This is a genomic window from Thiomicrorhabdus hydrogeniphila (genome assembly GCF_054656895.1).
Genome location: NZ_BAAHXL010000001.1, coordinates 2521711 through 2542924, shown reverse-complemented (window position 1 = coordinate 2542924; position 21214 = coordinate 2521711). Strand labels below are relative to the sequence as shown.

15 protein-coding genes are annotated in these 21214 nt (G+C 36.0%); 10 read left to right on the top strand and 5 right to left on the bottom strand.

Features of this window, described 5'->3' with window-relative positions; all coding sequences use genetic code 11:
• Positions 1-82: 82 nt before the first annotated feature.
• A complete protein-coding gene (locus ACYQ0E_RS11430; protein ID WP_460188355.1) occupies positions 83-5491 on the top strand; it encodes a tyrosine-type recombinase/integrase in 5409 nt (1802 codons plus the stop codon).
• Positions 5492-5510: 19 nt separating this feature from the next.
• On the opposite strand, the gene ACYQ0E_RS11425 is transcribed toward ACYQ0E_RS11430, so the two are convergent.
• The 5 genes from ACYQ0E_RS11425 to ACYQ0E_RS11405 form a co-directional block, all read right to left on the bottom strand.
• Positions 5511-6329: a hypothetical protein gene (locus ACYQ0E_RS11425; RefSeq protein ID WP_460188354.1), complete on the bottom strand. Its 819-nt coding sequence runs from the start codon at positions 6327-6329 to the stop codon at positions 5511-5513.
• 318 nt (positions 6330-6647) lie between these two features.
• Entirely contained in the window at positions 6648-6839 is a 192-nt protein-coding gene (locus ACYQ0E_RS11420) for a hypothetical protein (protein WP_460188353.1), read from the bottom strand.
• 64 nt (positions 6840-6903) lie between these two features.
• Entirely contained in the window at positions 6904-7866 is a 963-nt protein-coding gene (locus ACYQ0E_RS11415) for a TraI domain-containing protein (protein WP_460188352.1), read from the bottom strand.
• Positions 7853-9139, bottom strand: a complete 1287-nt coding sequence (locus tag ACYQ0E_RS11410) for an Arm DNA-binding domain-containing protein (protein WP_460188351.1) — start codon at positions 9137-9139, stop codon at positions 7853-7855. The genes ACYQ0E_RS11415 and ACYQ0E_RS11410 overlap by 14 nt, the downstream gene beginning before the upstream one ends.
• Positions 9132-9365, bottom strand: coding sequence for a hypothetical protein (locus ACYQ0E_RS11405; RefSeq protein WP_460188350.1), 234 nt, complete (start codon positions 9363-9365; stop codon positions 9132-9134). The genes ACYQ0E_RS11410 and ACYQ0E_RS11405 overlap by 8 nt, the downstream gene beginning before the upstream one ends.
• A gap of 141 nt (positions 9366-9506) precedes the next feature.
• Between ACYQ0E_RS11405 and ACYQ0E_RS11400 the strand changes: the two genes are divergently transcribed.
• The 9 genes from ACYQ0E_RS11400 to ACYQ0E_RS11360 all read left to right on the top strand — a co-directional run bounded on the left by ACYQ0E_RS11400 (position 9507) and on the right by ACYQ0E_RS11360 (position 21142).
• On the top strand, positions 9507-9728 hold the full coding sequence (locus ACYQ0E_RS11400; RefSeq protein ID WP_460188349.1) for a helix-turn-helix domain-containing protein: 222 nt from the start codon (positions 9507-9509) through the stop codon (positions 9726-9728).
• Between the two features lie 44 nt (positions 9729-9772).
• Positions 9773-12163 (top strand): type I restriction-modification system subunit M, encoded by a 2391-nt coding sequence (locus ACYQ0E_RS11395; RefSeq protein ID WP_460188348.1) that lies wholly within the window; start codon positions 9773-9775, stop codon positions 12161-12163.
• A complete protein-coding gene (locus ACYQ0E_RS11390) occupies positions 12160-13530 on the top strand; it encodes a restriction endonuclease subunit S (RefSeq protein ID WP_460188347.1) in 1371 nt (456 codons plus the stop codon). The genes ACYQ0E_RS11395 and ACYQ0E_RS11390 overlap by 4 nt, the downstream gene beginning before the upstream one ends.
• Positions 13530-14417 (top strand): hypothetical protein, encoded by an 888-nt coding sequence (locus ACYQ0E_RS11385; RefSeq protein ID WP_460188346.1) that lies wholly within the window; start codon positions 13530-13532, stop codon positions 14415-14417. The genes ACYQ0E_RS11390 and ACYQ0E_RS11385 overlap by 1 nt, the downstream gene beginning before the upstream one ends.
• 169 nt (positions 14418-14586) lie before the next feature.
• On the top strand, positions 14587-15003 hold the full coding sequence (locus ACYQ0E_RS11380; RefSeq protein ID WP_460188345.1) for a hypothetical protein: 417 nt from the start codon (positions 14587-14589) through the stop codon (positions 15001-15003).
• Positions 15004-15060: 57 nt separating this feature from the next.
• Positions 15061-16059 (top strand): 5'-nucleotidase, encoded by a 999-nt coding sequence (locus ACYQ0E_RS11375; RefSeq protein ID WP_460188344.1) that lies wholly within the window; start codon positions 15061-15063, stop codon positions 16057-16059.
• A gap of 326 nt (positions 16060-16385) precedes the next feature.
• A complete protein-coding gene (locus ACYQ0E_RS11370) occupies positions 16386-17330 on the top strand; it encodes an Abi family protein (protein ID WP_460188343.1) in 945 nt (314 codons plus the stop codon).
• 27 nt (positions 17331-17357) lie between these two features.
• The gene (locus tag ACYQ0E_RS11365) at positions 17358-20396 is read left to right on the top strand and encodes a type I restriction endonuclease subunit R (protein ID WP_460188342.1); all 3039 of its coding nucleotides are present in this window, start codon (positions 17358-17360) and stop codon (positions 20394-20396) included.
• Complete coding sequence (locus ACYQ0E_RS11360) at positions 20396-21142, top strand: DUF2971 domain-containing protein (protein WP_460188341.1); 747 nt, start codon at positions 20396-20398, stop codon at positions 21140-21142. The genes ACYQ0E_RS11365 and ACYQ0E_RS11360 overlap by 1 nt, the downstream gene beginning before the upstream one ends.
• The last annotated feature ends 72 nt before the right edge of the window (positions 21143-21214 follow it).

The following is a 21214-nucleotide window of genomic DNA, read 5'->3' as shown; positions in this document are numbered from 1 at the left end:
GCTGTCACAAAGCGTGTCACAATACCGACAGTAGCGCTAGATAAGCATCTGGTGACAAAATAACACTTAAGGTCAATTTACAGTGGACACGATTGATAATAAGCAATACCTAAACCTTGATATACCCAAGCTTACTTCAGAATTTAACCATCAAGAACTTGCAGACTTTGTAAACTTCTTTGACATACCAAAGCGACAGCACAACCTATTAGGTCAACTAAACAAACTGTCAGGCATATGTAATATACTTTCCTACTTAGTACCAGGTCGTTATGAGTATTTGCAGGCTATTACAAAGTACTTAACTGAACATAAGCTAGATAATGACTTACAAAACAAACTTATAAGCACTCAGGCCGGAGACAGATCTGGATTAACAAGCTCCTACCCAGTCTTTAACGCTCTCCAAAAAATCCCACACACTCAGAATTCAATTAATATTTTTGAGCTATTAATTGCTCTAACCTATCTTATAAAAGATATTGCTCCAGACATAACCCCTAACCCTGCAACCAAAACAAACTTGATTAGCATATCTAGATCCATTCGTAAACAGTCCAGCAGAAGCCATCCTCTTTTCGCTAAACTCCAACCTATTGAAATTCATGAACTTGCTAATATCAACACTTCATTGAATTCTTACTCAAAAGCAATAGGCGAAAACAAATCTCCAGAACTAATTAGCCTCATTTCATATTTTTTAAACTTCCGCAAAGAAAACCAACCCGACGCAATTCAATCCGAAAAAAAGGTCGAACCTGTAGATGAAGTTGAAAATACTCCTATTAACAGAAGGCTTTCTCCAAAAAATCTTATTCGTAAAATTAAAGCTGGATCTAGCAAGCGACCATCATCACCAATCATAATTTCTATTCCTCCCACCAATATCCAAGAAGATGTAGATCGAAGTGGGATAATCAATGAAGACAGCATTGAAGATGATAGTAGTGTTGTTGAGAATGAAAAAATAGATGGTGAGGATAAATCTACCGCAGGTAATCGTGTTGCCGCTAAAGCATGTCAGCAAAAAGGCATAATGCAAGCACAGTTTTCAAGGTATCGCTGGGAACGTTTAAGCACGACGGAAAAAACTTTAATCATCGCATTATCTCAGAGCTCTAATGAAATTGGCGCAACTGCTGCAATTCTTACACTTTGCTTCGGTTCAGAGCCGCTTGTTTGGGGAACATTTAAAACAAACAGCCAGAGTGACAATAGTTCTTTTATAGACTTGGATAATCAACTCTGGGGACACCCAATTGAAAACCATGAAAATGCATGGAAACCAAATAACGAGCAAATAGCCTTAGTATATCAGGTAGAAAACATCATCAAGCTACCATTACCCCTCATCATCTGTAAAAGACTAAGCCGAAAGATAATGCCTGAAACGAAAATAGTTTCAGATCTATTTTCTAAAACCCCAACAGAGCTACAGAAGGAATTAGAAAATTGGCTGCTATCGATAGGGTGTCGCAACCGACAATTAACCCCATCAAAACTTAGAGAAGAACTCTATTCAACGATTATGGATCAAACAATGGACGAGGTTGCAGCACATATGATTAGTGCACAACCAACATTCCAGCTACCTACTCAAGCATTTTATACCGCTTTTCATACTAAACAGCTGTCTCAGATATATAACAGAGCTTTGAATGAAATTTTCAACTGCTCAATAGATATGAACTTAAACATAAATGAATTACACGGCTCTAGACTTCAAGCCCATGAAGCAATTTTAGTTAACCTCATTGAAAGTCTAAAAAATGAAGTCAGCAATATATCAAACAATAATTTCATCAATTACCATAACAACTTTGTGCTTTATACATACCAAATGCTTTCTCATGCTACAGGACATAGACTAGTACTGGATCCCTTTGCTCAAAAAACTGATTTTATTGAAGCAGTCAAGTCTGCCATTATTTATGATAAAGAGACGGACATTAATCATACTGGGCGCGCTACAATTCTAGGCCACATCGCTTGGGAGCAATTTTTAAACTATAAAGAACACCTTCGTAAGTTATCTAACAAAGTATATGCAGAAGATACACTCCTAAGATCCAAGATCATTGGCTGTCTAAACGGAAAGCAAACCCTTCCTTTTCTTTTTTTATTAAAGCGAGAAAATAGAAATATTAAAGTAATTAATATAAGCGAAAACAGTCTTAAAGAAGTTATGCCAAATTGGCCACTTCCCTTGAACACGCATCGCCACCTTTTAGCAACAAAACTTAGAGAAATTGGCGCTTCCTCAGAAATGATCGAATATCAACTGGGACACTTTCAAAATGGTACTCAAGCCTTAGGGCTTGCTTCTACCTTATCCTTATCTGATATAGAAGAACACCTAACTCCTTATATAGATAAACTGTTGACTCAATTAAAGTTTGAACCCGTAATTTCTAAAATACGAGCAAGCGACCCAAAAACGAAAACACAAGAAACAAAGCGTATTCAACTTGGTTTCGAAAAAAGGCTTGAAAAGCGTGATAAACGTAAAAAACTTGAAAACTCAATTATTAAAACTGAACTCAATAATCTTACTGCTAAATTGAGCGAAATTTCTAGCTTCCCAAAAGAGTTATTTGAAGAGCAAGGTGAAAAACTTATCGAGAGTTCTATCGAGTCTCTTCTTGAACACAAAAAAATGGTTAATCGTGGACGAGCACTGTACTTATTCAATAAGACGTTAATTAGATTTTTAAATAAAAATAAAATGAAATTAAAAATTAATTTTTCTTTCAATAAAGTAACTAAAGATCCATCGCCATTTTCATCTCGAACGGGAAAGGATTACCATCAGTTTTTAGAGATCAAAGAAGCCTTTATTAAGGCAACTCCACAATTGCTCCATAAGAAAAATGACATTAATTATTTAGTTGCATTCAGCTTAATTCAAGAAATTATTTTAGGACGAATGCATAACCCTTCATGGATTAGAAACTATTGCCTTAGCCTTCAAGAAGGTTTAATTATAAAACCATCAGGAGTCGGGATATATTTAAGATTTACTGAAAAAAATGAAGGAGTCTTTAAGTATGAGCCTTCAGATGCTGGAAAGTTGCTTTTTATAGCAAAAAAATCCGATTTTGAGTTTCAAAAAACTAAGATTAAGCAACAAAAAATAGAGAAATTATGTGAGGATATCCTAAAAAATATACATTTCCCAAACCGCCCCAAAAGCTTATCAATCAATAAACTTCTTTCTTTAGCCAAATCAGTAGATGCCATTCAACTTCCTGGTGTTTTGAGAGCTATTTGTACAGGTGAAATAAAAACATTCTCAATAGAGCCTAATCGAGACGAAGCCATTAGAACGGGGTATCCTTTAGAGCTTCTAGATGACTATAGCCCAAGAAAGAAGAGAGCCCTCAATTTTGATATGCATTCGTGGGCATCAATCAGTCCAAATTACAAAGAAACTAAAAAAGTACAAAAAATAACCCGTAACCTTTTCAAAAACCAAGAGTTAACGAAGCAAGATGGATCACAAAAAAAACGATTTTTAACTCATCTAGATGACTTGTTAAGCTCTAAAACAGATATCTATCCAATTTATATGCATTTATTAGAATGGGGTAAATACATCTTGAGCAACCCGAACAATAAGAGGACAAGAGCTACCTATGTAAACAAAGCTATACATAGCAACTCAAATGGATTAATTGAAGCTTTTCAAGAAACAGATATAACCAAGCTAAAGCCAGATGATTTTATTAAGGCATACAACCAGGTAATTCAATTTTACCCCTCATTCCAAGATGCTACAGAACAAATTATTACTCACGTTCAAGATTTACAATCATTTCATAAATATCTTGTTGAATCTTACGGAGTTGCAGATATCGACTTTTTAGATTTAGACCTACCTGAATCAATTTCTAGCTATATGGTTAGTGCCAATTACATTAATATTGAAGAATATCGTATTATTTTAAAAGCTTTAAAAGAAGACCCTGTTGCAAATGAATCGCAAAGATCTTATCAAAGTGTTGCTTTCTGCATAGGTTTTAATTTTGGCTTACGTTCTAGCGAACTTTTTTCATTATCAATAAAAGATATACAGTTAGTATTCGAGGGTTCAAGTACTGGCTCTATTACCATTCAACCCAATAGGTACGAAACTCTAAAAACATTAGCTTCAAAAAGAAACTTACCTATTTCAATATGGCAAGAAGAAGAGGAAGTTGCTCTAATAAAAGATTTTTTACAGATTCGTCTAGAACAAGGAGCTAAAGAAAACTCTCCCCTTTTCGGATGGTATGGCAATAAATTTGTGTCAAATATCGATAATATTAAAAATCGCATAGTTTACGCGATGAGATACATTACCGGTGATACATCACTAAACATGCACCATCTCAGACACTCATTCGCAACTTGGATAACTTCAGCACTTATAGACCTACCAACCTCTTCATTTTCAAAAAATGAAGTTAAGTTTGAAGCCTTGAAGTCACACTTTAATTTTAAAAGTTCTAGACGAGGATTATTTCAAGTAGCTGAATTTATGGGACATTCTCATCCTTTAACGACAATCACAAACTACATACATGGTTTTGATGATTGGTTAAGCGAATACTCAACAAGCAACGAACTATATTCTCATAATTATCAGTTTATTGCGACGCTATCGACCGTAAAGCCAGCAACATTAAGAAAATGGAAATCGAGATTTAAAAATGAAGAAAATTTAATTCGTTTTACAGCTGCAAGACTTCTTCATTCAGAAGATTTTGATGAGTCTGAGGTTCAATTTTACGCAACCTCATTACCTGAAAGTGCATATAAACAACCTGTACTCGATTTAAGCTTACAACAATTGCAATGGTTAGTAATTCGATTTCCTGACTTAGGTGACATCGAAAATACTGCTCAAGCCCTTTTTTGCCAGCCAGAAGAAATTGGGGCTTTACTAGAGTCATTTAAAAGCATTGGCGAAATTTCTGGCTATATACCTCAACCTTTAAAAAAAATGTTTTCTGATAAATTTAATGTTATTGAAGATGAGAAAATCTCAAATCATTTTCAATCCATACCACGCCAAGATATCAATCATAAGTGGATAAAATCACTTGAAGATTCAATTAAAGATGATAGCCAAACAAAGGATTTGATAAATCAGATGCTATCGCTTTGGAAAAGGTATATCTTCCCTAAAGAAACATACTGGAAATTAGAAAAACTAGAGCAACTGGAGATTTTTGTAAAGGCTCTTCACCATACAAGCATTCCTTACAGCTCGATGGAGTTAATAGGCAATAATAACTATCCTAATTCAGGAGTATTAAAAAAACTAAAAAAGAAAAACCGTAAAAATCATGAAAAATCGAAACTACCCCGCAAATATTTCACAATTAATCCAGAAAAAAACACCTTGGATTTAAAAGTACTAAACAAAAGAGCTACTTCAACAGTTAACACCATGAATTTCTTCTTATTCTTAGCCGCTTCTCTTATGATGGCGAAAAAGAAAATATGAAATAAATAACAGTAGTTCGTTAAAAGTTTTCTAAAACACCAAAAATCGATTGAATTGCTTTGATTTGGTCACACTCTTTTAGATATTTTAATTTATTCAATATTTTTGATAAATCAATTATGTTTGGAGGAAACTTTATTTCATTATAATTCATTTGCTGTTTAGGAATTTTAGACTTATAGGAAAAACTAACTTTACATTCAATATTCTGCGCACATGCGATACCTGCATAATCAATATCTGTAAGACTATCCGTCACAAATTTAAATTGATGTATTTTTTGTCCCAAATGAGGAGAGGTTGATGCAAAAATTAAACGTTTTTCATGTGAATAACTATTAATGATTACAGGATGATCCGTTACTGTTTGAAGTTCATCATCTAAAACAACCTTACCATCTTGATCCAATAACAACTGATTGTCACTAGAGTCAATTTTTTTATGTTCTTCTTTATCAATATTTTCACGAGGATTTGGTTTTAATTGCGTAGGGGGTATTAAATTTTGTAATCTCGGTTGTTTTTTAGCGTTAATTCGCGCTAGAAGCTCAAATAAGCCTTTTCGGTTTAATATACCTAAATCAGGAATTTGTTCCTGACTAGAGTCAACATATACTGAGATTGTTGGTATGCCAGTTTGTGAATAAGACAAAACGATATCAAAGTCTTTATTTGATTTTAAATTAGGAAGGACTGACTGAATTGCAGAATTTAAACTATCAACCTGTTGTTCTAAAGATTTTACTTTGCTTAAATCCAAAAAAGTCTGTTCGCCAATGACTTTTGCAAATTCATCTAATGAGTCCTCCAAAACTAAATTCAGCCCCTTTTTCTCCACTATTCAGCCCTCTATAAATTAGGTAAAAAAACAATATAGCAGAACCCAGTAAAACTTTGAAACAAAAATAAAATAAAATCATTAAAATCAATAATTTGTATCGTACCATACAAAAATAAAAACAATTATATAACTGCTTTTTCTTTTGTAAAAACATAAGGGATTGAGCTTGGTTTAATTGTTTAAAAATAGGAGGTAATAAGCTTTATAAGTAGCTTTTATATTGTATTAACGCAATATAAAAGTAGGGAATGTTATTTTTTTAGCCGTTTTAGGATAAAAACTATAAGAGGTCTTAATATTTTTTATCCTAAAAATCTATGACTTCTTTTTCTGGTCAAATAACCAGAAAAAACCTTCAAGTAACATAATTAATAAATACGCTATTATTCCTAGGGCTGTAACCCCCACAAAATCTCTTTCAAAAGAGCCTACATCAAATTGCAATGCGATAAATATAAAGCATAGGGCAATCCCTGATAACAAAAGAAATAAATAACGCTTATTCATAAGAACTCCTAAGGTGATTATTTATAGAATACTATAGTTAACATATCCGTCAACTTTTCCAAAACTAAGGCAATCTGTTGACGTATTTCACATTTTTACCAACCTGTATAGATGCAAAAAAATGATGCTTTGGTTTTTTATGAAATCCCTGTTTATAAAGAGAGTAGCTGGTACTTAACCGGTCTGCCATTTTTAACACATTGCCACCAACAAACTTACAAAACCCTTGATTTTCTTTCCAGGTAAGTAGGTACTGCAGAACGGTTGCGCCTTGGTACCAAGATTTTTGAAGCTGCCCCAAGCTATCTGATAATACTGAAAGCGTAAACGCCTCATGATCCATAACTTTACCCAACGGGGTGTGCTCTCCAATACTCAAAGTTTTGACTTTACCTGCATCATGAAATAACGAAGCTAATAATGTTGCCTCTTTTTCGTTTTGACTTATTTCAGCGATTAACTCTAAGTTTGATTCCACTATGTTCACGCACTCAATTGAATGTTGCAACAACCCACCTGGAAATGCATGATGATGGGACTTACTTGCAGGGATTGAAACAAAGGCCCTTATAAAATCAAGATCACTTAAACATCGCCAAAAAAAGTCATAAAAGTCTGTGGATTCCAATTTATTTCCAATTTCGATTAACTTCAAAACATCTTCTGCACGATAGCAATAGCTGAATAACTCATTTAATTGCCATAAAAGTAAAGGTGACTTAATTATTACCCATGACTGCACCATATAGTTCATATCTACTTTACAAAAAATGTAATTAAAATTGCTTCTACTTAATTCATTCCTGGCCAATTGGCTTTTAATCTCAGAGTGCTCCTTATGATCAAGCCAGAGATAAGTTTCTGGCTTATTCAATAAAGAGACTAAAGCGCCACCAAGCTCATAATTTCCATGATATGTAATGGGGGTCACTGAATTTAAATAACCCAAAACAGTTTTAGTCTGATTACTAGTTTGACGTCCGAAATCATCCTGGCATTGCACCGTTGAATATTTATGCTGCATCATGGTCACTATCCTCACTTAATAACTTTAAAAGGACTTCTTCAGAAACTTCTCCAGTTGTTTCATCTTCTGGCATCACATCTATTTCATGCAAGGCACTGCCATAAGCTTGTTGTATCAAAGTCTCAAAAGCACTTCCATCTTGGCGAGTCAGATTCGGGACGTATCGTGCATACGTTGTAAACAGCATCTCTGTCGATGTATGCCCCATCTGCTTAGCTATCCACGACGCATTTTCACCAGAGCCCAGCCATAGTGTTGCAGTGGTATGCCGTGTTTGATATGGGTTTCGATAGGGAACGCCGAGTTTCTTAAGAACTGATTGCCATGCACGGCGTCTAAAGTTATTGTCATGAACAGGGCCATCGCCTGTTGGATTTGTAAAAACGGTCTGTTCTTCATCACCAGAGTAATGACTATCAAAATACTCTTTTAACGTCTCGTACACCAATTGTGACATTTGAACGTCTCGTTGTGATGAGTCGTTTTTGGTGTACTGAAATCCAGTTTTATAAGAATATGTTTCTCGAACCTTAATCACTCGATTATCAAAATCAACGTACTTCCATCGTAGGCCGTTAATCTCACCAGTACGTAATCCAGTAAAAAAACGAGTTGTAACGTAGGAACGGTAATGGGGCTGGATATGATTAATAATCGACTGAATTTCATCGAAACTAAAGGGCTGAATCTCTTTTTTAGGCTCTTTTAGCATTTGGACATTTCGATAAGGTGAAGTAAACTCATACTGGTCAGCGGCTTCATTGATAATCATTCTGAAAATTTTCAGCGTTTTATTAACCGTAGAAGGTTCTAAGCGATTTCCTGTATTTTCGTTCACGAGTTTGGCGACATGAGAACGAAATTGTAAAATATCCTTACGAGTGATACTGCTGACCTCATATCCTTGCCAGTATGGCAATATTCTTTTCTCATAATAGTTACGGTAACCATTTATCGTATTTAAGCGCCAAGTTGGCTCCATCGTTTTAAACCAATGTTCTGAAAACTCTTCAAACTTCGGTGTGGTTTGCCCCCTAACCATTCGGCGTTGTAAATCTAACTTATCAAGTTTATCTGCCGCCTTACTGTTAGGAAAATACTCTCGATACTCGAAGATACCTAGTTCAATCTTGGCTTCAATTTTCTTTAAAACCAGATCGAGTTTTGCACGATTTTCTTTTGTATCAGGTAGGGTTGTTTGCTCACGGCAGCGCTGTCCCATGTAACTAAAATCAAACAGAAGCTTGCCATTACGTTCAGAAACTCTAGCCATAGCAAACACCTCCTTGAGCCAAAGGAATGACAAATCCAGGATCAACGGCCTGATACATATCTTCCTCAATATTCTCCCAAATAAACAAAATCCTGCGCTGTCCGAAAGGACGAATATAATGACGTCCCTCCACCAGCACTCTATCCATTAAATTCTGACGAATAGTTCGTGCGTTATACTTAATACGTTCTGCTAACTCTTCTGTTGTCAAATATGTTAGACTCATGACTTTCTCCAATTATCAATTTAAATATCTCACGATAAATATATTTATCGCTTGATTGCTATAGTACATTAATTTTCATCTTGTGCAAGCTTTTGCGATTAATTTATTTATCACAAGATTTACATAAGGAGCTTGTGATAAATGATAAGGTACAAACTAAAAGAGTTAATAGCTCAAAAAGAGTTTGAAGATGGACAGCGTTTGATGGTTAAAGACATTGCGGAAGCAACTGGAATTAATCGCATGACACTATCAAAAATACTTAATCAAAAAGGCTACAATACAACCACAGATAAACTCGATAAATTAGCCGAATTTTTTGACTGCCAAATTGGTGATGTAGTTGAAAAGGTCAAAGAGTAGTTTTTAACTTCGAATAGACATAGAACAAACAGAGAACAGAAAAAATGAATCACAGCGTACACAACAAATTAGTCTCTTTTATTTGGTCAATTGCCGACGACTGTCTGCGTGATGTTTATGTGCGTGGTAAATATCGAGATGTGATTTTACCAATGGTTGTACTGCGTCGTTTAGACACCTTATTAGAGCCAACCAAGCAAGCGGTTTTGGATGAAGTTGAATATCAAAAACAAGAGATGGGTTCACTTGAGTTAGATGATGAGCCTTTAAAATCAGCGTCAGGATATGTGTTTTATAACACCAGTAAATGGACTTTACAGAGCCTAAAAAGCACCACTACCAATAACCAACAAATACTGCTCGCCAACTTTGAAGAGTATCTCAATGGCTTTAGCGAAAACGTAAAAGAAATTGTGAGACGCTTTAATCTTAAGTCACAAATTCGCCATATGGCAGGTAAAGACGTATTGCTAGATGTTCTTGAAAAGTTTGTCTCTCCTTACATTAATCTCACACCAAACGATGTTAAAGACCCAGAAGGTAACAAATTACCAGGCCTGTCAAATTTGGGTATGGGATATGTTTTTGAAGAACTGATTCGTAAATTCAATGAAGAAAACAATGAAGAAGCCGGTGAACACTTTACCCCACGTGAAGTAATTGAGCTGATGACACATTTGGTGTTTGACCCTATTAAAGACGATTTAGCACTTACCTTAACCGTATACGATCCAGCGTGCGGAAGTGGCGGTATGCTAACCGAAGCGCAAAACTTTATTGAAGAAAAATACCCTAACGCCAATCGCGATGTTTATCTTTACGGTAAAGAAATTAACGATGAAACCTATGCCATCTGTAAATCGGACATGATGATAAAAGGCAACAACCCAGAAAACATCAAAGTCGGTTCAACCCTCTCTACTGATGAATTTGCCGCTAATCGTTTTGACTTTATGCTTTCCAATCCACCTTACGGTAAAAGTTGGTCGTCTGAGATAAAACATATTAAAGACGGCTCTGAGGTGATTGACCCTCGCTTTAAGATTGAACTTACCGACTATTGGGGGCAAAACCAACCGGCTGATGCCACACCACGTTCTAGCGATGGGCAATTACTGTTTCTAATGGAAATGGTCAGTAAAATGAAAATGCCACAAAATGGCACACAAGGCTCACGCATTGCCTCGGTTCATAATGGTTCAAGTTTGTTTACTGGGGATGCTGGATCGGGTGAAAGTAATATCCGTCGCTACATTATTGAAAACGATATGTTAGATGCCATTATTCAACTCCCTAACAACCTATTTTATAACACCGGCATTACCACCTATATTTGGTTGCTTAGCAGTAACAAATCAAGTCACCGCCAAGGCAAAGTACAGCTGATTGATGGTAGCTTACTGTTTAAAAAACTGCGTAAAAATTTAGGCAATAAAAACTGTGAATTTGCACCTGAGCACATTGCAAAAATCACCCAAACCTATTTAGATTTTACCGAAGTCACACGCCAAAAAGATGCACAACAAAACCCAACAGGCCTGGCTGCCAAAGTGTTTGATAATGCTGATTTTGGTTATTACAAAGTCACCATTGAACGCCCAGACAGACGCAGTGCACAATTTTCTGAAGAACGCATTGCAGAACTGCGTTTTGATAAAACCTTGCGTGAACCCATGCAATATTGCTTTGCAACCTATGGTGAGCAAGTTTATGAAACGGGTTATATAAAAACCCAACAAAAACCAGTTTTAGCGTGGTGTGAAGAGAATGGATTAGAGCTTAACGCCAAAGCCCGCAGTAAATTGTTAGACAATAAAACCTGGCAAAAACAGCTAGAGATTTTGCAAGCCGCTCAAACCTTAATGCAATTAGTCGGTACAGAACTCAGTCACGACTTTAACCAGTTTAAAGCCAATGTAGATGCCGCTATAAAAGAACATAAAATTAAAATAGATGCCCCCGCTAAAAAAGCCATTTTAAATGCGGTGAGTTGGTATAACGAAGACGCTGAAAAAGTCATTAAAAAAGTCATTAAGTTAGAAGGCGATAAACTCAACGCCTTATTGCAACACTTAAATTGTGATTTACCAGGCCTGGTAGATTTTGGTTATTTCCCAACCCAAAAAGCCAATCAATATGTGACTTATGAAGCCAATACCGATTTACGCGATGCCGAATCGGTTCCGCTTAAAGATACGATTCAGAGATATTTTTTAGCCGAAGTAAAACCGCATGTCAGTGAAGCATGGATAAATTTAGATACCGTAAAAATCGGTTATGAAATCAGCTTTAATAAATACTTTTACCAACATAAACCATTGCGTAAGCTAGAAGAGGTTTCTGCTGACATTGTTGCCTTAGAAAAACAAGCCGAAGGATTGATTGCTGATATTTTGGGAGTGAGTTTGCAAAGCCTGCAAGGAGAGACAAAATGACAGGCCTGGTAACTTATCCACAATATGATAGCTATAAAGACTCTGGAGTTGAATGGTTAGGAGAAGTGCCTGAATATTGGAAATTAATTCGTTTCAAAGATTTCTTTTCTTTTGATAAGGGTTTGACTATTACGAGAGAAAACCTTAAAGAAGTCGGGGTTCTATGTGTCAGTTATGGTGAGATTCATTCTAAATTTGGCTTTGAACTCGACACTAGAAAACACGCTTTAAAGTACGTTGATGATAATTATTTAAAAACTTCACCAAAGTCGCTACTGTATAAAGACGATTTTATATTTGCAGATACTTCTGAAGATATCAAGGGTTCTGGTAATTTTACTCAATTGGTAACAGATGATGAAGTCTTTGCTGGTTATCACACGGTTATTTGTCGGCCTAAAAATGGTCAAGATAATCGTTTTTTAGCATATCTTCTTGATTCAATTTCTTATAGAAACCAAATTCGGAGGGCTGTTAAAGGAGTAAAGGTATATAGCATTACACAAGCAATACTGAAAAACACTTCTGTTTGGCTACCTAACGTCGATGAACAGATTCGAATCGGCAACTTCCTAAACCAAAAAACCACTCAAATTGATGAGGCGATTGCGTTAAAACAAAAACAAATTGCATTGCTAAAGGAACGCAAACAAATCCTAATTCAAAACGCCGTCACCCAAGGCCTAAACCCCAACGCCCCAATGAAAGACAGCGGTATAGACTGGATAGGCCAAATCCCTGAGCATTGGGATGTTAAAAGATTTAGAAATCTTTTCAATTTTAATAAGGGTTTGACGATTACAAAAGACAACCTTCAAGACGAGGGAATACCTTGTGTAAATTACGGTGAAATTCACTCTAAATATGGCTTCGAAGTTAACACTGATAATCATTCTTTAAAGTGTGTAAACACTGATTACATAAAAAATTCAACGGGCTCTTTATTAGAGTTTGGGGATTTTGTTTTTGCAGATACATCTGAAGATATAGATGGATCTGGTAACTTTACATATTTAAATGGTAATCAAAGGATTTTTGCAGGATATCACACTGTAATCACTAAACCGATTCAGAAAATTCATCATAGATACATTGCTTATTTTTTTGATTCTTTATCATTTAGACTTCAAGTTAGGAAGAACGTAAAAGGTGTCAAAGTTTATAGCATTACACAAACTATACTTAAAAAAACTCAAGTACTGTTTCCGCCCCTAGCCGAACAAGCTGAAATTTCAAGTTATTTAGACGAAATAACTAAAAAGTTAACTGTAGGAATAGAAATTCAGATACAGCAAATCGAAAAACTTAAAGAATACAAAACCACTCTAATTAATAGTGCCGTCACGGGCAAAATTAAGGTGGTTTGATGCGGTATTATTTGGAATCTCAACTTATAAATCCTACTCCTCAGATTGAATTGACTGAAGAAGAGTTCAATAAAATAAAGCATGCTAAAAGTACTCTTAAAGCAGCTCTTGAGATTGAAGATAAATACGACCTGATTGTTTCCGCATACGTTGATTTAGAAAAGGATGTTTTAGCTTTAACAACTGAAAACATGGTGAGATGGCGTTCAAGCTATGAGAGCTTTCATGAAACTCGAACCTTAGTTAATAGACGTCTAATTACCATACTAACTGCTGCTCGTCTCTATCTTGATAGGCTTCCTTCCAAAGTAGCAAAATGCACTGATAATAGAGCGATAAAGTCTGAAGTTGAATCACTAAAAAGCCATGAATACGATACAAACTTTGAATATCGTTTTATTGAAGCTTTAAGAAATTCAGTTCAACACTCTAATTTACCAGTTCATAGTGTGAGCCATGGCATCAAAAGACTAGATATTGATACTGATAAAGATGTTAATCAATACAAAAGTTCTTACATGGCAAACAAATCAGAATTTGTCAGTGACGGCAATTTTAAACGGGCTGTCTTTAAAGAATTACCAGAGAAGGTAGATTTATTGCACTCTGTTCGAGTCTATATCGCTTGTTTAAGCAATATTCATATCCAAACAAGAGCCTTAATAAAAGAGTTTTCTGACGATGCAAGAACTGTTATTGAAAACCAAATCACTGTATATGGTGAAGCTAATGAACAAAACACAGTAGCTTTAGAAGCGGTTAAAGAGAATGGCTTAACAAAAGTAGAAAGTTTTATTGTCATGACGGACTGGGATGATGTCAGACTATCTCTGATAAAGAAAAATGGACTTTTAAAAAACTTAGAAAAAAGATTTATTAGAAGTTAGTTGCAAAAATACATTCTAATTAGAATAGTTATGTTTACTGTTGATTCAAAAGCAAATCGTATACAACCGGTAAAAACCAAAACTTTTAGTGAGCTAGGGTTTAAAAACACAAATATTTACAAGAGTGGTTGGCACATCAACCTAGTGCATTGGGGGAAGGGCTATTTTAATGAGTTTAGAAGAGTTTAATAAACACCAGCAAGATGTGCGGACTCGAACGGACTCCCTTGTAAAAGCCATTTTTATTTTAGCAGGTGGAGCATTATCAATTTCGATTGGTATTTTTCTAAACATCGAAACCACCATGCAGCCAGAAATTATTCAACTCCTAAAAATATCATGGTTTGCTTTAGGGCTTTGTATATTAAGTTTGGTGTTGATGCTTACAACAGTGCTAAGTAGAGATTACTTTTTTGGCGAAAGATGGCGAATTCAATTAAATAATCCAACAAACCAAAATATTGATGCCTCAAACTCTTGGGATATTTTTATTTGGTTATTAGCAATAACTGGCTTATTTTCTTTTATAGGTGGGTTTGGTTCCCTTGTTTATGCTGCGATCGAGTTATTAGCCTGTAAACAATAAAAGGCTATTTGTGGTGTTTGGGAGCTTAAATTTCAATTCTAAATATGGATATACATTATGGCTTTAGATCTTTCAGATACCTTAGTTATTGGCATTAGTGCCACCGCTTTATTTGATTTAAGTGAGGCAGATTCAGTGTTTCGAGCTAAGTTAGAGGAAGATCGAGATACGGCTATTGCTGAATATCGTGCTTTTATGCTAGAACGTGAAAATGATCTATTAAATGATGGCACTGGCATGCCTCTGGTTAAGGCGTTATTGGATTTAAACGCACATAAAACCGACGAAGATAAGAATCCCTTAGTTGAAGTGGTAGTAATGTCACGCAATAGCCCTGAAACTGGAATTCAGGTGTTTAATAATATTCGTTCGCGAGGTTTACAAATTACCCGTCATGCCTTTACAGGTGGAGAAGCGGTAACCGATTATTTAGAAGCGTTTGATGTTGACTTGTTTTTAACCACCTCTGAAAAAGACGCTCAAGTGGTGATTGATTCTAAAACTTGCGCGGCAGCTTTAGTGAAAGAGCCACCTAGCAATTTGGAGAAAATTCCAGAAGGCCAAGTAAGAATCGCATTTGATGGGGATGCCGTTGTCTTTGACGATAGCAGCGAGTTTATATATAAATCTGAAGGCATGGATGGGTTTTATACCCATGAGGACTCAAAGCAAGATGTACCAATGGCAGAAGGCCCTTATGCGACCTTATTAAAGAAGCTAGCCCGTCTTCAAGAGCGTTTACCTTTTAGCATTGAGTATTCACCGATTAGAATAGCGATTGTGACCGCTCGTAACGCACCTGCGGAAATGCGGGTGATTAAAACGTTAAGAAATTGGGGTGTATATGTTGACGAGGTGTTCTTTTTAGGCGGACTTGAAAAAGCCAAAATATTGCGTGCATTTAAAGCTCATATTTTCTTTGATGATCAGGATACTCATTTAGAAACTACCTCACAATTTATACCTTCTGGCAAAGTACCATATGCGAGTAGTTCTCCCTTGAAATCGTTACCAATAAAGCCTGAAAAGGTCGTCTTAACTAAAGAGACCGAATAAAAGTAATAGTTAATTTAAGTACCTTAGTTATGACAAAATCTACAAAAGCTCGCGTTTAATTTGATAAGACAGATAAAAATTTGAGAATTCGTATTTTTACCACTAGAATTAATGTTCAATAAAGAACGATTGCTAAATGGATATACTTAAAAAATATATCTAAATTTAACCATAGAAAACTATGAAGGTTTACAGTGAACCATTTAAACTTCTTGACACAATCGGTTAATGTAACTAAGATTATAAACAACATATCCGCTATGCCTCTCAATGAAGCACACTTTAGCGGATTTTTTTTGCCTATCGAAAAGTATGTTGGGTACTAAATGAATAGCTACCACCAACATAAGCCTTCCACTAGTCTTAGTGAACAACTTCGTATTCTTAAATCTCGAGGCCTTATTTGGCTCAGCTCTGAACAGACTAAAGTAGAACATCATTTAAGTCACATTAGTTATTTCCGCCTTAGTGCATACATGCGACCTTTTTATGTTCCTAATCAAAATGAGCATCATTTTGTTGAGGGAACAACTTTTAGCGATGTTTTAGCCCTATACATATTTGACAGAGAGCTCAGGTTAATACTTCTGGATGCTATTGAGCGAATAGAGGTTTCTCTGAGGGCTGTTCTCGGAAATGTCTTAGCAGAGAATCATGGCGCTCATGGTTATTTAAACCCAAATATATTTGATACCCGTTATAACCATGAGTGGTTAATGCGCGAACTCGCGAATAAAGCTCAAGATAGAAACTGTGAAATTTATTTAAGGCATTACCGTCAGCAATATCCTGAAGCACCAGATCAGCCTCCTGTATGGATGGGCATGGAGGTACTTACATTCAAGCAAGTATCAACACTCTTTTCGAAGCTACGAATAGATAATGATAAGCATCAGATTGAACAATATTTTGGTGGACTAACCCATGCTTTGTTGTCTAAGTGGTTCCGAGCTATATCTGATATGCGAAATCTTTGTGCACACCATAGCCGAATATGGAATAGAGAGTTTGGCTCGAGGCCTGCAATACCAAGGCGAGTACCGAGAGAGATTCTTTTACCTCAATTAGACACAACAAATTCTAGTGATGATATTGATCCATATAAACGCTTATATTGGTTTGTTAGTGTTATACAAATTATGATGAATTTTGCGAATCCAAATAGTGAATGGAAATTGAGATTTATTGAGCATATAAATTCACACTCTCATATTCCATTTGCCAATATGGGCTTTCCAGAAAACTGGCAAGATGACCCTTTTTGGAATTAGTTTAAAACGAAACGAAGGATAACGTTTATGGTTAGCCAAACCAATGAACAAGCACTAGAAGTTGCTATTGAAAGAGCCTTAACAGGGACTTGTGTTGAAGACTACAAGGCAGAATCTTCTGGTATTGAGGAAGCACCTGCAAATTATGTGGCTGATAATGGCTTTAAGGTAGGCTTACCATCAGATTTTAATCTTCAATATGCATTAGACGAGAAGTTTTTTTGGAAGTTTCTTAACGACACTCAAGCTAAAGAACTTGAAAAGCTGGAGAAAAATAGCCCAAATGACTGGCAACGTAAAATTTTAGAGCGGTTTGACCGTCTAATCAAAAAACATGGTTTACTTCATCTTCTAAAAAAAGGGCTGAGTGTCGAAGATGCTCATCTTAATCTAATGTATCCCGCTCCATTAGCAAGCAGTAGTGAAGCCGTTAAACAAAATTTTGATGCCAATATTTTTAGCGTGACTCGTCAATTACGTTATTCGTTAGCTAACCCTCTTCAAGAAATTGATATGGTGTTGTTTATCAATGGTATCCCTTTAGTTACTCTAGAGCTTAAAAATGCCTGGACAGGACAAAACGCACGATATCATGGACAAAAACAATACCGTGAGGATCGTGATGTTTCACAGCCATTATTGAACTTTGCACGATGTATAGTTCATATGGCCGTAGATACTGATGAAGTCTATATGACGACCAAACTGGCTGGAAAAAGTACTTTTTTCTTACCCTTTAACAAAGGACATAATCACGGAAAGGGCAACCCTCCAAATCCTGGGGGTCATAAAACAGATTACCTCTGGAGAGAAGTTTTTACTAAAGATAGCCTAGCTAATATTATTCAGCACTTTGTAAGGCTTGATGGCAGCAGTAAAGATTCTCTTAGTAAGCGCACGTTATTTTTCCCGCGTTATCACCAAATGGATGTGGTGCGAAGTTTAGTGAAACACGCTGCTGAAAATGGTGTTGGGCAAACCTATTTAATTCAACATTCAGCTGGTTCTGGTAAATCAAATTCTATTACTTGGGTGGCGTATCAGTTAATTGAAACTTATCCTAATTCGAACGATACGCCGGGTGCAAAAAGTGTTGATCAACCTCTGTTTGATTCCGTGATTGTTGTAACTGATCGTCGCTTACTCGACAAACAGCTACGTGAAAACATCAAAGACTTTTCTGAAGTTAAAAACATTATTGCACCAGCAAACAAATCATCTGAATTAAAAAGTGCATTAGAGAATGGTAAGAAAATCATTATTACCACAATACAAAAATTTCCATTCATTATTGATGGGATTAGTGATTTAAGTGATAAACGTTTTGCAGTTATTATTGATGAGGCACATTCCTCGCAAAGTGGTTCAGCACACGACAATATGAACCGTGCCATGGGTAAAAGTGAGGTTGATGAAGCTGAAGATGCGCAAGATAAAATCTTACAAGCCATGCGCTCGCGTAAAATGCGTGGTAATGCCTCTTATTTAGCGTTTACCGCTACGCCTAAAAACACGACCTTAGAGAAGTTTGGTCAAAAACAACCTGATGAATCATTTATACCATTTCACCTTTACTCAATGAAACAGGCCATTGAAGAAGGGTTTATCCTCGATGTATTGGCCAATTACACCACTTATAAATCTTATTATGAAATTCAAAAATCGATAGCTGAAAACCCTCAATTTGATAGTAAAAAAGCACAGAAAAAACTGAGAGCCTACGTTGAACGCAGTCAGCATACTATCGATACCAAAGCTGAAATTTTGCTAGATCACTTTATCCCCCAAATTGTAAATGCCAAAAAACTTAAAGGTAAAGCTAAAGGCATGGTGATTACTCAAAACATTGAGACAGCAATTCGTTATTTTAAAGCGATTAATAGCTTACTCGACAAACAAGGTAATCCATTTAAAGCATTAATCGCTTTTTCAGGAAGCAAAGAGGTGGACGGTATAGAGTATTCCGAAACCGAAATGAATGGCTTTTCTGAATCAGATACGCGTACAAAATTTGATACAGACGATTATCGATTATTGGTGGTGGCGAATAAGTATCTAACGGGGTTTGACCAACCTAAGTTGTGTGCAATGTACGTTGATAAAAAGTTACAAGGCGTATTAGCTGTTCAGGCGCTTTCTCGATTAAATCGTGCGGCACCTAAGTGGGGTAAAAAAACGGAAGACCTTTTTGTACTCGATTTCTTTAATAGTACTGAGGATATTAAAACAGCCTTTGATCCTTTCTATACAGCAACATCTTTAAGCCAAGCAACCGATGTAAATGTTTTGCATGAGTTAAAAGACGCTTTGGATGAGGTAGGTGTTTACGAGTGGAGCGAAGTTGAAGAGTTTGTAAGACGTTATTTTGAAGGCGAAGATGCTCAAACTTTAAGCCCTATTATTGATATAGCTGCTGACCGGTTTGAAGCAGAGCTGGATTTAGAAAATGACGCAAAAATAGACTTTAAAATCAAAGCCAAACAGTTCGTTAAGATTTATGGCCAGATGGCATCCATTATGCCTTTTGAGATAAGTGCATGGGAAAAGCTCTTCTGGTTTTTGAAGTATTTAATTCCTAAACTCAAGGTTGCTGATCCTGAAGCGGATATGCTTGACGCACTATTAGATTCTGTTGATTTGAGTTCATATGGTTTAGAGCGTGTAAAGCTCAATCAAACTATCGGCTTAGATGCATCTGAAACAGAAGTTGATCCACAAAATCCAAATCCAAGAGGTGCTCATGCCAAAGAAAAAGAAACCAACCCTCTTGATGAAATTATTAAAAGTTTTAACGAACGCTGGTTCCAAGGCTGGAGTGCCACACCAGAAGAACAGAAAGTAAAGTTTGTAAACATTGCTGACAGTATCAAAGCGCATCCAGACTTTAAAGCGAAATACCAAGACAATCCTGACCCGCATAATCGAGAGTTAGCATTTGAAAAAATGCTAAAAGAAATCATGCTACAAAGAAGAAAAGATGAGTTGGAACTCTACAAGCTTTTTGCTAATGACTCAGCATTTAAAGCCTCATGGCAACAAAGTATGCAGCGTATGGTAGGCATATAATGCTGAACAAAAATAACTTTATTGATATTGATTTGGATATTAAAGATCAATACATTTACCGAATCATTTCAATAGATCGATTAACTGAACTCTTTTCGGAGAAACAAAATGTTTTGGTCAGCCCAAAGAAATGGGAGGATCCATTTGAAAATTTTATCTTAAATTCGAAAGCTAGACTACCCGATGGTGAAATTGTTGATTTTGGGTTTAGAGATGATTTCTACGGTCAATGCTGGACCCGTCATAAGGCATCTGATGCTATGTGGAGAATCTATTCACCAGATTCGAACGGGGTAAGAATTAGAACAACCATCCCAAAATTGGCACATAGTTTGGCGACGGGTTTACAGCCTTGGCAAAATATCCAGTGTTTTATAGGCAAGGTTAAATATCTGAATGATAGAAAAATGATGGGTTTCGCAAATACAGTGTTTAAAGGAAAAATAAATCCTGAAGCATATGAACTTGCGAAAACACTTCTCATTAAAAGGCCTGCATTTAGACATGAAAATGAAGTGCGTCTCTTGTATTTTGAGAAAGAAAATGACAAATCCGAAACTATCTATAAATACGGCATTGATCCTCACTATCTGATTGATCAAATTATGATAGATCCAAGACTGGATTATTCGGAGTTTCAAAAAGTCAAAGCAGAAATAAAGGCCGAGACTAATTTCAAGGGAAGAATCTTAAGGTCTATGCTATATGCCCCGCCAAAAAATATGGTATTTTCTTTTGGTTTGTAGCTAGCAGAATACAAATTCGAAGTTCGCTTTAAATCGCCGCTAAAGTCTTAGAGATTTTTTAGCCTTATTTTG

Coding starts and splice junctions, on each gene's coding strand:
- ACYQ0E_RS11420 (WP_460188353.1), bottom strand. CDS start 6,839: ATGAATAAGCGTTATTTATTTCTTTTGTTATCAGGGATTGCCCTATGC.
- ACYQ0E_RS11415 (WP_460188352.1), bottom strand. CDS start 7,866: ATGATGCAGCATAAATATTCAACGGTGCAATGCCAGGATGATTTCGGA.
- ACYQ0E_RS11410 (WP_460188351.1), bottom strand. CDS start 9,139: ATGGCTAGAGTTTCTGAACGTAATGGCAAGCTTCTGTTTGATTTTAGT.
- ACYQ0E_RS11405 (WP_460188350.1), bottom strand. CDS start 9,365: ATGAGTCTAACATATTTGACAACAGAAGAGTTAGCAGAACGTATTAAG.
- ACYQ0E_RS11400 (WP_460188349.1), top strand. CDS start 9,507: ATGATAAGGTACAAACTAAAAGAGTTAATAGCTCAAAAAGAGTTTGAA.
- ACYQ0E_RS11395 (WP_460188348.1), top strand. CDS start 9,773: ATGAATCACAGCGTACACAACAAATTAGTCTCTTTTATTTGGTCAATT.
- ACYQ0E_RS11390 (WP_460188347.1), top strand. CDS start 12,160: ATGACAGGCCTGGTAACTTATCCACAATATGATAGCTATAAAGACTCT.
- ACYQ0E_RS11385 (WP_460188346.1), top strand. CDS start 13,530: ATGCGGTATTATTTGGAATCTCAACTTATAAATCCTACTCCTCAGATT.
- ACYQ0E_RS11380 (WP_460188345.1), top strand. CDS start 14,587: ATGAGTTTAGAAGAGTTTAATAAACACCAGCAAGATGTGCGGACTCGA.
- ACYQ0E_RS11375 (WP_460188344.1), top strand. CDS start 15,061: ATGGCTTTAGATCTTTCAGATACCTTAGTTATTGGCATTAGTGCCACC.
- ACYQ0E_RS11370 (WP_460188343.1), top strand. CDS start 16,386: ATGAATAGCTACCACCAACATAAGCCTTCCACTAGTCTTAGTGAACAA.
- ACYQ0E_RS11365 (WP_460188342.1), top strand. CDS start 17,358: ATGGTTAGCCAAACCAATGAACAAGCACTAGAAGTTGCTATTGAAAGA.
- ACYQ0E_RS11360 (WP_460188341.1), top strand. CDS start 20,396: ATGCTGAACAAAAATAACTTTATTGATATTGATTTGGATATTAAAGAT.